The organism is Actinomadura meyerae (genome assembly GCF_900188445.1).
GTDB classification, from domain to species: domain Bacteria; phylum Actinomycetota; class Actinomycetes; order Streptosporangiales; family Streptosporangiaceae; genus Spirillospora; species Spirillospora meyerae.
Genome location: NZ_FZOR01000038.1, coordinates 35,900 through 47,735 on the forward strand (window position 1 = coordinate 35,900; position 11,836 = coordinate 47,735).

At 73.7% G+C, this 11,836-nt stretch carries 13 protein-coding genes; 8 read left to right on the plus strand and 5 right to left on the minus strand.

Going from position 1 to position 11,836, the window contains the following annotated elements:
• The first annotated feature begins 127 nt into the window (after positions 1–127).
• Positions 128–475, plus strand: a complete 348-nt coding sequence (locus CHF16_RS30305; protein WP_143228174.1) for a hypothetical protein — start codon at positions 128–130, stop codon at positions 473–475.
• A 68-nt stretch (positions 476–543) separates the two neighbouring features.
• Here CHF16_RS30305 and CHF16_RS30310 read toward each other — a convergent pair whose 3' ends face one another.
• Positions 544–1,626, minus strand: coding sequence for a DNA polymerase domain-containing protein (locus CHF16_RS30310; RefSeq protein ID WP_089329567.1), 1,083 nt, complete (start codon positions 1,624–1,626; stop codon positions 544–546).
• 65 nt (positions 1,627–1,691) lie between these two features.
• On the opposite strand from CHF16_RS30310, the gene msrB reads away from it, so the two are divergent.
• On the plus strand, positions 1,692–2,093 hold the full coding sequence (gene msrB / locus CHF16_RS30315) for a peptide-methionine (R)-S-oxide reductase MsrB (RefSeq protein ID WP_089329568.1): 402 nt from the start codon (positions 1,692–1,694) through the stop codon (positions 2,091–2,093).
• A gap of 94 nt (positions 2,094–2,187) precedes the next feature.
• On the opposite strand, the gene hemQ is transcribed toward msrB, so the two are convergent.
• Complete coding sequence (hemQ, locus tag CHF16_RS30320) at positions 2,188–2,886, minus strand: hydrogen peroxide-dependent heme synthase (protein ID WP_089329569.1); 699 nt, start codon at positions 2,884–2,886, stop codon at positions 2,188–2,190.
• A complete protein-coding gene (gene hemG / locus CHF16_RS30325; RefSeq protein ID WP_089329570.1) occupies positions 2,843–4,315 on the minus strand; it encodes a protoporphyrinogen oxidase in 1,473 nt (490 codons plus the stop codon). The genes hemQ and hemG overlap by 44 nt, the downstream gene beginning before the upstream one ends.
• A 151-nt stretch (positions 4,316–4,466) precedes the next feature.
• Here hemG and CHF16_RS30330 point away from each other — a divergent pair, with 151 nt between their 5' ends.
• The gene (locus tag CHF16_RS30330; RefSeq protein ID WP_089329571.1) at positions 4,467–5,564 is read left to right on the plus strand and encodes a hypothetical protein; all 1,098 of its coding nucleotides are present in this window, start codon (positions 4,467–4,469) and stop codon (positions 5,562–5,564) included.
• 181 nt (positions 5,565–5,745) lie between these two features.
• Positions 5,746–6,798, plus strand: a complete 1,053-nt coding sequence (locus CHF16_RS30335) for a DUF4349 domain-containing protein (protein ID WP_089329572.1) — start codon at positions 5,746–5,748, stop codon at positions 6,796–6,798.
• 30 nt (positions 6,799–6,828) lie between these two features.
• On the opposite strand, the gene hemE is transcribed toward CHF16_RS30335, so the two are convergent.
• Entirely contained in the window at positions 6,829–7,845 is a 1,017-nt protein-coding gene (gene hemE / locus CHF16_RS30340) for a uroporphyrinogen decarboxylase (protein WP_218826915.1), read from the minus strand.
• A 227-nt stretch (positions 7,846–8,072) separates the two neighbouring features.
• Between hemE and CHF16_RS30345 the strand changes: the two genes are divergently transcribed.
• The 4 genes from CHF16_RS30345 (at position 8,073) to efeU (ending at position 11,430) form a co-directional block, all read left to right on the plus strand.
• On the plus strand, positions 8,073–8,294 hold the full coding sequence (locus tag CHF16_RS30345) for a hypothetical protein (RefSeq protein ID WP_218826912.1): 222 nt from the start codon (positions 8,073–8,075) through the stop codon (positions 8,292–8,294).
• A 154-nt stretch (positions 8,295–8,448) separates the two neighbouring features.
• Positions 8,449–9,015 carry a DUF3000 domain-containing protein gene (locus tag CHF16_RS30350; RefSeq protein WP_089329575.1) on the plus strand — a complete coding sequence of 189 codons (567 nt, stop codon included), beginning with the start codon at positions 8,449–8,451 and terminating at the stop codon, positions 9,013–9,015.
• Between the two features lie 255 nt (positions 9,016–9,270).
• Entirely contained in the window at positions 9,271–10,470 is a 1,200-nt protein-coding gene (locus CHF16_RS30355) for an HRDC domain-containing protein (RefSeq protein WP_218826916.1), read from the plus strand.
• A gap of 99 nt (positions 10,471–10,569) precedes the next feature.
• Positions 10,570–11,430 (plus strand): iron uptake transporter permease EfeU, encoded by an 861-nt coding sequence (gene efeU, locus CHF16_RS30360; RefSeq protein WP_089329577.1) that lies wholly within the window; start codon positions 10,570–10,572, stop codon positions 11,428–11,430.
• A 23-nt stretch (positions 11,431–11,453) separates the two neighbouring features.
• Here efeU and CHF16_RS30365 read toward each other — a convergent pair whose 3' ends face one another.
• Positions 11,454–11,816, minus strand: a complete 363-nt coding sequence (locus CHF16_RS30365) for a hypothetical protein (RefSeq protein WP_089329578.1) — start codon at positions 11,814–11,816, stop codon at positions 11,454–11,456.
• Between the last annotated feature and the right edge of the window lie 20 nt (positions 11,817–11,836).

The following is an 11,836-nucleotide window of genomic DNA, read 5'->3' on the forward strand; positions in this document are numbered from 1 at the left end:
CACCCCAGCCCAGGGGAAGGCACAGTAAGTATCCGAATCATCACACACCGAACCGCGTTGTGCGCCATCATGCGAACCACAAGGAGGCTGGGCAAAGAGGGGCCGCGTGCTGGAAGGGGTGAGCCGCATGACCTTCTACCTCAGGGCCGATCTCACCTTCGTCTGCGTGGACCCGACACGCGACACGGACGATGATTTCGACACCTTCACCGACGCCGTCACCGATGCCCTCTACGATCTGGCCGATGTCGACGAGGGGATCATCGACCCGGACATCACCGTGAAGATCACTGAGCGGTGGGCGGGCATTCTCATGGGCATCACGGCCGATACCGAGGCGGACGCCGTGCGCCTCTTCTCGGCCAATGTCCGCGCCGCGCTGCACGCCGCCGGATGCGGTACCCCCGACTGGCCCATCTTCAGGCCGACCAACCCGGTGCCCGAGGTCCAGCCGGCCGATTTCACCCGCACCTGAGCCCCGCCGAGAACCGCCCCGCCTCCTTCCGGGCGGGACGGGTCGCGGGTGCGCCCGGTCGTCGGAGGTCAGCGGTTGTCGGTGTTCTTGCTGGGTTGGACGCGCTTCGGCTCGCCGGGCATCTTGGGGTAGTTCGGGGGGTACGGCATGTCGCCGAGGCCGTGGTCCTTCTCGTCGCGGTCGGCCAGGTCGAGCAGGCCGTCGAGGGAGAAGGACGCGTCGTCGATGGACGCGTGGAGGTCGCCCAGTTCGGCGAACCGGGCCGGCATGGTGGCGATGGTGAAGTCGCGCGGATCGGCGTCGGCCAGCTCATCCCAGGTCAGGGGGGCCGAGACGGGGGCGTGCGGGGCCGGCCGGACGCTGTAGGCCGAGGCGATCGTCCGGTCGCGGGCGTTCTGGTTGAAGTCGATGAAGATCTGCTCGCCGCGCTCCTCCTTCCACCACTTGGTGGTGACGTCGGCGGGGGCGCGCCGCTCGACCTCGCGGGCGAAGGCGAGCGCGGCGCGGCGGACCTCGGTGAACGTCCAGCGGGGCTCGATCCGGACGTAGATGTGCACGCCCGCCTTGCCGGAGGTCTTGACGTAGCCGGTGTAGCCCAGCTCGTCCAGCAGCTCGCGGGCCGGGCCGAGCGCGACCCGGACGGCGTCGGAGAAGTCGGTGCCGGGCTGCGGGTCGAGGTCGATGCGCAGCTCGTCGGGGTGGTCGACGTCGCCCTTGCGGACGGGCCACGGGTGGAAGGTCAGCGTGCCGAGGTTGGCCGCCCAGGCGATCACGGCGGGCTCGGTCGGGCACACCTCGTCGGCCGAGCGCCCGCTGGGGAACGCGATGCGCGCCGTCTGCACCCAGTCGGGCGCCCCCTTGGGGATGCGCTTCTGGTAGAACGCGTCGGACTTGCCCGCGCCCATGCCCGCCTGGCCGCGCGCGTAGTCTTCGCGGGTGGCCATCTTCGCGCCCTCGAAGACCCCGGCGGGCCACCGCTCCAGCGTCGTCGGGCGGTCGCGGGTCGCGCGCAGGATGCCGTCGCCGACGGCCAGGTAGTACTCCACCAGCTGCCGCTTGGTGTAGCCGTGCTCCGGGAAGTAGACCTTGTCGGGATTGGTCACCTTGACGAGCCGATCCCCGACCGGGATCTCGATGTAGGGCGAGGCCATGACTGCACGTTAACCCACGTGCACGACAGTCCTCCGGAGCGTCCCCGCCGGGTACCGTCGGAGGCATGGAGAAGATCCGCAAGAGCGAGGACGAGTGGCGGGCGCAGCTCAGCCCCGAGGAGTACCGCGTGCTGCGGGAGGCCGGTACGGAGAAGCCGTTCACCGGCGAGTACACCGACACCAAGACGGTCGGCGTGTACCGGTGCCGCGCCTGCGGGACGGAGCTGTTCCGGTCGGAGACCAAGTTCGAGAGCCACTGCGGCTGGCCGTCGTTCTACGAGCCCGCCGACTCCGACAAGGTCACCCTGATCGAGGACCGCTCCCTCGGCATGGTCCGGACGGAGGTGCGCTGCGCGGTGTGCGACTCCCACCTCGGGCACGTCTTCCACGGTGAGGGCTACGACACCCCCACCGACGACCGGTACTGCATCAACTCGATCTCGCTGACCCTCGAACCCGCCGAGTAGCGGGCCCGCCCGCACTCCGGTGCGGGCGCGTTGCCTCGCGGCGTGTTGCCCTCCATGAGCGCGCCGGGAAGGGCAACACGCCGGTGAGCGCCGCTCAGGCCAGGCCGGCGACCAGTTCGGCGACCGGCTTGCGGCGGCCGGTGTAGAACGGGATCTCCAGGCGGGTGTGCAGCCGCGCCTTCGCGCCGCGCAGGTGGCGCATCAGGTCGACGATGCGGTGCAGCTCGTCGGCCTCGAACGCCAGCATCCACTCGTAGTCGCCGAGCGCGAACGCCGAGACCGTGTTGGCCCGGACGTCGGGGTAGTCGCGCGCCATCCTGCCGTGCTCGGCGAGCATCGCGCGGCGCTCGTCGTCCGGCAGCAGGTACCACTCGTAGGACCGCACGAACGGGTACACGCACACGTAGGCGCGGGGCTCCTCATCGGCGAGGAACGCCGGGATGTGGCTCTTGTTGAACTCGGCCGGGCGGTGCAGCGCCATCTGCGACCAGACCGGCTCGCTGGCGCGCCCCAGCGCCGTCCGGCGGAACCGGGTGTAGACCTCCTGCAGGTCGTCGGACGTCGGGGCGTGCCACCAGAACATGTAGTCGGCGTCCGCGCGCAGCCCGGCGACGTCGTAGGCGCCGCGGGTGGTGACGTCCTTCTGCGCGGCCTGGTCGAGCAGGTCCTGCACCTCGGCGGCGTCCCGCTCGCCGAGCGTGCCGGGCTTCGCGACGCGGAAGACCGACCACATCGTGTAGCGGATGACGTTATTGAGTTCGCGTGCCTTCGGCTTGCCCGCCTGATCGGCCATGTTCCACTCCTTCTCGACTGCGCAGATGGTCCAGCACCCGGGTCGCCGCCGCGCGCGCCGAGGCGATGCACGCGGGGATGCCGAGCCCGTCGTAGGCGGCGCCCGCCACGGCCAGCCCCGGCGTTCCGGCGACCGCGGCGCGGACCCTGGCCACGCGGTCGGCGTGGCCCACGTTGTACTGCGGGAGGCCGCCGCCCCACCGGGTCACCCGGCTCTCGACGGGCAGTTCCGTGACGCCGCACGTCGCGGCGAGCTCGGCCATGGCGCTGGCGGCCAGTTCCTCGTCGGGCCGCTGGAGCGTGCGCTCCTCGCCGAGCCGCCCGATGGAGCAGCGCACGGCGATGACGCCGGGGTCGCGGTCGCGCAGGTGCGGCCATTTTACCGAGCTGAACGTGACGGCCTTGACGCCCCGCCCGCCGCGCCCGGGGTCGCTCTCCACGGCCGGGACGAGGTAGCCGCTGCCCTTCGGCAGCCGCGGGAACGCGGTGGTGCGGTAGGCGAGCGTGACGATCGCCATGCTGGCGTACTCGATGGCCGCGAGCTCCCGCGCGGCGGCGGGCACGTCCGGCTCCAGCAGCCGGGACGCGGGCGCGGCCGGGACCGCGACGACCACGGCGTCGGCGTCCAGGTACTCGGGGTCGCGGGTCGGGCCGACGGTGAGCCGCCAGCCGTCCTCGCGGCGGCGCAGCTCGCGGACCGTCGCGCCGGTGCGGACCGTCCCGCCGGCGGCGGTGATGTCGGCCGCGACCAGGTGCGGGAGGGTGCCGAGGCCGTCCGGCAGCGTGGCGAACACCGGGCCCGCGTCGGCGGGCGCGGCCTTGCGGATGCCCTGGACGGCGCTGATCAGCGACCGCTGGCCGCGCGCGGCGGCGGCGACGGCGGGCAGCGTGGCCTCGAACGACAGCAGCTCGGCACGGCCCGCGTACACGCCGCCGAGCAGCGGCTCGACGAGCCGGTCGACGACCTCGCGGCCGACGCGGGCGCCGATGTAGGCGGCGACGGACACGTCCCCGCCGCGCGGCGTCTCCGGCAGCACGAGGTCGAGCGGGACGCGCGCGAGCCCGGCCGGCGAGAGCACCCCGGCGGCGGCCAGCGCGCGCAGGTCGGACGGGACGCCCATGACCTGCCCGGACGGGAGGCGGCGCAGCGCGCCGCGGCTGAGGATGGCCGACGAGGCGGTGCCGGGGTTCACCAGGTCGGCGGCGCGGCCGAGACCGCGCACGAGGTCGAGGCCCTCGGGGCGGCGGGCCAGCATCGACTCGGCGCCCTCGTCCACCGGGACGCCGGCGATCTCGCTGACATGGAGCTTGCCGCCGATCCGGGGGGAGCCCTCCAGCACGGTCACCCGCACACCGTCCCGGGCGAGCGTCCGGGCGGCGGCGAGGCCGGCGATGCCGCCCCCGACGACGACGGCATGGGACGTGGTCATGCCTCCAGCCTTCCAGACGGTCCGGCGGATCGCGCACCGGGGCGGCCGGAGCGTCGCGCGTCACACCGGCCCGGCCCGGACCGCCGCCGGGCCCCTTTTTATCGGAGAAGTGACAAGATCTCCGACACCATGCCAGTGAATACTGGCATGCATGATCTCCTGGAAGGCTCCTCTGGCCGCCGCCGCGGCGCTCCTGCTGGCCGCCGGGCTCGCGTCCCCGGCCGAAGCCGCGACCCGCGGCGACTTCAGGCCGGTCCCGCTGCCGTTCTTCTGGCCGAACAACTCCCTCTACGACGTCGACGCCGCCTCGCCCGACAGCGTCTGGATCTCCGGGCACCAGGGCGAGATCGTCATTCCCGGCCCCATCCCCGGGACCGGGCAGTCGATCCCCGGCAACCCCGTCGTGCGGCGCTGGAAGGAGGGGCGCTGGGTCGAGTACGAGCTGCAGAACCTGCCCAACCACGCCTCGGTCACCGACGTCGACGCCGTCGCCCCCGAGGACGTCTGGATCGGCGCCAGCAGGCTCGGCGACGGGGCGCGCGGCCCCTACCTGGGCCACTTCACGGGAACGCGGTTCGAGGAGGTGGCCCTGCCGTCGGCGTCCAGGACCCTGGACGTCCACGCGGGCACGGACGGGGTCTGGGTGACCGTGGACAGCGGCGTCTACCGCCGGACGGGCGACACGTGGACGCACATCACCACGCCTCCGGACACCTACCTGGAGGAGTTCACCATCCGCGCCGACGACGACATCTGGGTCCTCGGCAGCACCGAGCAGAACGGCCGGACGGTGGAGGCGCACCATTGGGACGGGAACTCCTGGACGGAGGTCCCGGTGAACCAGCCGCCCGAGGGCATCGGCGGCATCAGCGACATGGTGGCCGTCTCCCCCACCGAGGCGTGGGCGGTCGGGATCGACTACCGCACGTCCCCGGCCACGTCCCGCATGCTGCACTGGGACGGCACCGCGTGGAGCAGCGTCACCCCGCCGCCCGGCTACAACGCTCTCACCCGGATCGTCAAGGGCGAGGACGGGACGCTGTGGGCGCTCGGCCACAACCTCGACGAGCCCGCCAAGCCCGGACTGATCCACTACAGCGGCGGCACGTGGGAGCGGGTCCCGACCACGGCCGTGCCGAACCGCAGCAACATCTACGCGGACGCCCTCGCCGTCGTCCCCGGCACCGGCGCCCTGTGGACGCTCGGGTCGGTGAACATCGGCGGCCCCGTCGTGCTCACCGACGGCTGACCCGGAACGGGTGACCGGAGACAGGTGACCGACGCGCGCCGGGCGGCCGGTGCGGTCACGGCCCGCGCGGGGGACGGGCCGTGGCCGCGCCGCACACCCTGTGCCCCGAGTGACCGCGCTTCGTGGCCTGATCGTGATTCGGCCCCCGGAACGGTGACCCTCGCCACCCCGTCCAAACGCCATGCGGAACGTCAGGAACGTCACATGCGCGCTGGTCGTCCTGCTGCTGGCCGGGGTCCTGGCCGCCTGCGGAGGCGGAGGCGGGGGCGGCGACTCGTCGGAGACCGTGGACCGGGGCGGATCGGCGGCCGGCCCCGCGGCACCGCCGCGGGCCGAGACCGGGGGCACCGGCAACAACGCCCGGCAGGGCGGCGCCAAGGGCACGCGGGCGCCGCTGCCGAACGGGCAGGAGGTCGTCCGCACGGCGCGCCTGCGGGTCCGCGCCGGCGACGTGGAGGACGCCTCCGCCAAGGCCAAGCAGATGGCGGAGGCGGCCGGCGGCTACGTCGAGCAGGAGTCGAGTTCGAGCGAGCCGCCCCGCTCGGAGATCACGCTGAAGGTCCCCACCGCCCGCTACTCCGACGTGCTGAACCGGCTTGGCACGCAGCTCGGCACGCGGCTCTCGCTCTCCCAGGAGGCCGAGGACGTCACCGGCGAGGTCGCCGACGTCGACGCCCGCGTCCGGTCGGCGAAGGCCGCCCTGGAGTCGTTCCGCAAGCTGCTCGGCCGCGCGAAGTCCGTGGGCGAGGTCATCCAGGTCGAGCAGGAGATCGCCGAGCGCGAAGCCGACCTGGAGGCCATGCAGGCCCGGCTCAACTCGCTCAAGCACCGCACCCAGTACGCGACCGTGACGCTGACGCTGGTCACCAAGGCGAACGCGCCGAAGAAGGACGACGACGAGCGCGGCGGGTTCGTCGGCGGCCTGCAGAACGGCTGGGACGCGTTCACCGCGTTCGTGACCGGACTCGCCGTCGTCGTCGGCTGGCTGCTGCCGTTCCTGCTCGCCGCCGCCGTGGTGGGCGTGCCGCTGTTCCTGCTCCGGCACCGGCTCCGCGCCCGCTTCGGCGGGCTGCTCGGCGGCCGCCGCGGGCCCGTCCCGCCCCGGGCGCCCGCGCCGCAGCACGGCCCGCAGCACGCCCCGCAGGGCCCGCAGCGGCCCGCCCAGCAGGACAAGGCGGTCGCCGGCCCTGGGGCCGCCGGCCCGGGGGCGTCGCAGCAGCCGCCGCCCGCCTAGTTCCGGTCCGTGCTCAGCTCCGGTCCGTGCTCAGCTCCGGTCCGTGCTGCTCGCCTCGTGGACGAGGTCCGCGAGGCGAGCCAGCACGTCGGGGTCGGTGGACGGCAGGACGCCGTGGCCCAGGTTGAAGATGTGGCCCTCGGCGGTGCGGCCCCGGGCGAGGACGTCGCGGGCGCGGGCCTCCACGGTCTCCCACGGCGCGAACAGGATCGCCGGGTCGAGGTTGCCCTGCAGGGCCTTGCCGGGCTCGACCCGGCTGACGGCCTCGTCCAGCGGGACGCGCCAGTCGACGCCGACGACGTCGGCCCCCGCCTCGCCCATCGGGCCGAGCAGCTCGCCCGTCCCGACGCCGAAGTGGATGCGCGGCACGCCGAGCCGCTCGATCTCGGCGAAGATGCGGCGGGTGTGCGGCAGCACCGACTCGCGGTAGTCCTGCGCGGCGACCGCGCCCACCCACGAGTCGAACAGCTGCACGGCGCTCGCCCCGGCCTCGACCTGGAGCCTCAGGAACGCGATGGTGAGGTCGGCGAGGCGGTCCATGAGGCTCGCCCACAGCTCCGGCTCGCCGTACATCACGGCCTTGGTGCGCTCGTGGTTCTTGGACGGGCCGCCCTCGATCAGGTACGCGGCGAGCGTGAAGGGCGCGCCCGCGAAGCCGATCAGCGGCGTCGGCCCCAGCTCGCCGACCAGCCCCCGCACGGCCTCGGTGACGTACGGGACGTCGTCCGGGGCCAGGGGGCGCAGCACGTCGAGGTCGCGCGCCGACCGGACGGGGTCGGCGATGACCGGCCCGACGCCCGGCTTGATGTCGAGGTCGACGCCGATCGCCTTCAGCGGCACCATGATGTCGCTGTAGAAGATCGCCGCGTCCACCGCGTAGCGGCGCACGGGCTGCATCGTGATCTCCACGATCATGTCCGGGCGGGTGCAGGACTCCAGCATCGGGACGCCCTCGCGGATCCGCAGGTACTCCGGGAGGGAGCGGCCCGCCTGCCGCATGAACCACACGGGCGTGTGCGGCACCGGGCGCCGGCGGCAGGCCAGCAGGAAGGGGCTCTCGGCGAGGGCGCCGTCGCCGGGCGCCTGCGCGGTGTCGTCGTTCGGACGGGCAGCGTCAGCGGTCACCCTGCGATGGTCCCATGAAACCCAGGTGGGGAAGGCACCGGAGTGACGGCCGAGGCGGAACGAACTTCCGGACACGCCGAGCGAAGTCCCGCATTCTGTCACCGGCGCGTGCGAACGTGATGCGTGTCATAGCCGAGGGAGGTTCCCCCTTGTACTGCTCCACCTGCGGTGATGAACGCGTGTTCGAGCAGCCGCCGTGTTCCGACGGGCACGGCGCGGAGTGCCCCGAGCGGGCGTGCACCGAGTGCGGCACGGCCGTCCTGGTCGGTCTGCCGCCGGTGACCGCCGCGCCCGTCGCGCCCGTCCGCGAGACCGCCCACGCGACCGTCCCGGCGCCCCGCGGCGCCGCCACCGCGCGGGCCGTGGCCTGAGCGGCCCGGCCCCCGAGACGAAACCACCTGTGCCGTGCCCGTTTCCCCTCCGCGTCCCCCCGTCGCCGCGTGCGGCGGGGCACCGCCCCGGCAGCATCCGCCCGCGCCGTCCGGCGGCGCTCCGCCACCTCCCCGCGACCAGGCCGGTCCATCCATGAACCCACCTGCCTTCCAGCGGGCGGTCGACACGCTCCGCGCGTTCCTCGACGGCCCCGCCGTCCGGCCGGAGCTCGACCTGGAGGACATGCCCGCCCCGCAGCGCCTCGCGCCCTACGCGGCGGCCATGTCCGGCAGCGTCTTCCGCGACGACGACACCGAGGTCGCCACCGGGCGGCTCATCGTCCTGTACGACCCGGACGGCAGACCGGGCTGGACGAACGGGTTCCGCGTCGTCGCCTACATCCGCGCCGACCTGGAGCCCGACATCGCCGCCGACGAGCTGATCGGCTCCGTCGCCTGGGACTGGCTGCTGGAGGCGCTGGAGCCCGCCGGGTACGCGAACGTGTCCGGGACGATCACCCGCGCGGTGTCGGAGAGCTTCGGCGACAAGCAGGGCGAGCCGTCCACCACCGAGCTGGAGCTGCGCGCCTCGTGGTCGCCGACGGGCGATGACCTCGCCGGCCACGTCGCGGCCTGGTGCGAGGTGATGTGCACCACGGCGGGGCTGCCGCCCTCCGGGGTCGCCGCGCTGCCCGACCGGCCCGGCGGCGGAGGGGGTTGACCGCGGGGCGGTCCAGGCGGTTGAAAGACGTACGGTAGGGGCGTGAGCAGAGCGCCCGGAACCGGATCCGGCATCGAGCAGGCGGCGGGGGAGAACACGGAAGCAGTGGGAGTGTCCGAAACGCGCGCCACCGGCCCCCAAGGGGAGTCCGGTGCGGAGGAGACGGCCGTCGATCAGCGGTCCGGGACCGTTCCCCAAGGGGCGGAACAGGGCCGGCAGGGCGCGGAGGACGACACCGGCCCCCCGGCGGTCCCCCTGCTGGAGCCGCGCGAGGGCGTCCCGCCGGTGGTCGCCACGGCCGCCGGGCTCGAGCGCGTCATCGCGGCGTTCGCCGCGGGCACCGGCCCCGTCGCGGTCGACGCCGAGCGGGCCTCCGGCTACCGGTACGGCCAGCGCGCCTACCTGATCCAGCTGCGCCGCGCGGGCGCCGGCACCGCGCTGATCGACCCGATCGCCTGCCCCGACCTGTCCGGGCTGGACGCGGCGCTCGCCGACGCCGAGATGGTGCTGCACGCCGCCAACCAGGACCTGCCGTGCCTGGCCGAGGTCGGGCTCGTCCCGCGCCGGCTGTTCGACACCGAGCTGGCCGGGCGGCTGCTCGGCTACCCCCGCGTCGGGCTCGGCTCCATGGTCGAGAACGTGCTGGGCTTCGTGCTGGAGAAGGGCTACTCGGCGGCCGACTGGTCGACCCGCCCCCTCCCCGAGGACTGGCTCCGCTACGCCGCGCTCGACGTCGAGCTGCTGGTCGAGCTGCGCGACGCCCTGCAGGAGGAGCTGGCCGCCGCCGGCAAGCTCGACTGGGCGCTGGAGGAGTTCGCCGCGATCCTCGCGACGCCGCCGAAGCCGCCGCGCCCCGACCCGTGGCGCCGCACGTCCGGCATCCACCGGGTCCGCAACCGGCGGGCGCTCGCGACGGTCCGCGAGGTGTGGACGGCCCGCGACAAGATCGCCCAGGAGCGGGACCTGTCCCCCGGCCGGGTGCTGCAGGACGCCGCGATCATCGAGCTGGCGCAGCAGGCCCCGAAGACCCCCGCCGAGCTGCAGGCCCTGCCCACCATGCGGGGCCGCGGCGCCCGCCGGCACCAGTCGGCGTGGCTGCGCGCGGTCGCCCGCGCCCGCGAGCTGTCGGACCGGGCGCTGCCGGAGTCGAACCTGCCCGGCGACGGGCCGCCGCCCGCGCACCGCTGGGCCGACCGCGACCCGGAGGCCGCCAAGCGGCTCACCGCGGCCCGCGCCGTCGTCGCCGCGCTCGCCGACGAGCACTCGATGCCGTCGGAGAACCTGCTCCAGCCCGACTCCGTCCGGCGCCTGGCGTGGACGCCGCCCGCGGAGTCGTCCCCGTCGGCGATCGCCGCCGCGCTCCGCGACCTCGGCGCACGGAACTGGCAGGTCGGGCTGACCGCCCAGCCGATCGCCAAGGCGTTCCTGCGGCTGGAGACCAAAGGCGAGCTCTGAGCGCCGTCCCCGGCGCCTTGCCGGGGGCGGGCGCGGAGGCGCAGACTGGCTTAGGTTAGCTTTGCCTAAAACACCTGTGCCTTCCCGAGGAGTGCGGCGATGCTACTGGGCAACTTCCTCATCGGACTGCGCGAGGGGCTCGAGGCCGCGCTGGTCGTGAGCATCCTCATCGCCTATCTGGTGAAGACCGGCAACCGCCGGGCCCTCCTTCCGGTGTGGACGGGGATCGGCGCCGCCGTCGCGCTGGCGTTCGCGTTCGGCATCGCCCTCACCGCCGCGTCCTCGGAGATGCAGTTCAAGACGCAGGAGCTGTTCGGCGGCGTCCTGTCGATCGTCGCGGTGGGGCTCGTCACCTGGATGGTCTTCTGGATGCGCAAGACCGCGCGGTTCATGAAGGCGGAGCTGGAGGGCAAGCTGGAGGGCGCGCTGGACGTCGGGCCGCTCGCCCTCGCCGCCGTCGCGTTCCTCGCCGTGGGGCGCGAGGGCCTGGAGACCGCCCTGTTCCTGTGGACGAACATCTCCAACTCCTCGGAGGGCTCCACCCAGCCGATCATCGGCGCGGTGCTCGGCCTCGCCGTCGCGGTCGCGCTCGGCTACCTGCTCTACCGCGGCGGCCTGAAGATCAACCTGAGGCGGTTCTTCACCTGGACGGGCGCCGCGCTCATCGTCGTCGCCGCGGGCGTGTTCGGCTACGGCTTCCACGACCTGCAGGAGGCCGAGGTCTTCCCCGGCCTGAACGCCGTCGCGCTGGAGCCGCACCTGTTCTTCGCCAAGTTCGGCTCCGCGGGCGACTGGATGCAGACGGTGTTCCAGGGCGTCCTGAACGTCACCCCGCAGATCACCTGGCTGCAGCTGGTCATGTGGGCGGCGTACCTGGTCCCGGTGATGGCGCTGTTCCTGCGGAACCCGTCCACGCCGCGCCCGGCGCCCGCGCCCGCCACCGGCGCCGCGGCCTCCTAGGAGCGCGGCCTCCTAGCGGCGCCCTAGAGGTCGGGGAGCGGGTCGCGGGGCAGGCTGTCCCGGTCGAAGATCTCGGCGTCGGCCGCGTTCACGACCGGGACGTACTCGTCGTCCACCTCGAACACCGCGCCCCCGAACTCGAACGACGCGCCGGCGCCGGTCTCCACCGGCCCGATCCGGGTGCCGCGCGGGTAGCTGCCCCAGACCGTCCGCGGCGTGCTGCGGCTGAGCGAGCCGGTGGTGATCACGGCGATCTGGTCGTCGGTGACGACGAAGATGAACGCGGCGCCGCCGCCGTAGGCCATCGCGGGGAAGATGTAGCGGATCTCCCCGTCGATCCCGAGGAACTCCCTGCAGCGCTCACGGAGCGGACGTGTCACCGGCATGGCTGCGAGGCACCTCCCCC

Bases quoted from the DNA above. Each gene is read 5' to 3' on its own strand.
- CHF16_RS30305 (WP_143228174.1), top strand. From the start codon at position 128: ATGACCTTCTACCTCAGGGCCGATCTCACCTTCGTCTGCGTGGACCCG.
- CHF16_RS30310 (WP_089329567.1), bottom strand. From the start codon at position 1,626: ATGGCCTCGCCCTACATCGAGATCCCGGTCGGGGATCGGCTCGTCAAG.
- msrB (WP_089329568.1), top strand. From the start codon at position 1,692: ATGGAGAAGATCCGCAAGAGCGAGGACGAGTGGCGGGCGCAGCTCAGC.
- hemQ (WP_089329569.1), bottom strand. From the start codon at position 2,886: ATGGCCGATCAGGCGGGCAAGCCGAAGGCACGCGAACTCAATAACGTC.
- hemG (WP_089329570.1), bottom strand. From the start codon at position 4,315: ATGACCACGTCCCATGCCGTCGTCGTCGGGGGCGGCATCGCCGGCCTC.
- CHF16_RS30330 (WP_089329571.1), top strand. From the start codon at position 4,467: ATGATCTCCTGGAAGGCTCCTCTGGCCGCCGCCGCGGCGCTCCTGCTG.
- CHF16_RS30335 (WP_089329572.1), top strand. From the start codon at position 5,746: ATGCGGAACGTCAGGAACGTCACATGCGCGCTGGTCGTCCTGCTGCTG.
- CHF16_RS30350 (WP_089329575.1), top strand. From the start codon at position 8,449: ATGAACCCACCTGCCTTCCAGCGGGCGGTCGACACGCTCCGCGCGTTC.
- efeU (WP_089329577.1), top strand. From the start codon at position 10,570: ATGCTACTGGGCAACTTCCTCATCGGACTGCGCGAGGGGCTCGAGGCC.
- CHF16_RS30365 (WP_089329578.1), bottom strand. From the start codon at position 11,816: ATGCCGGTGACACGTCCGCTCCGTGAGCGCTGCAGGGAGTTCCTCGGG.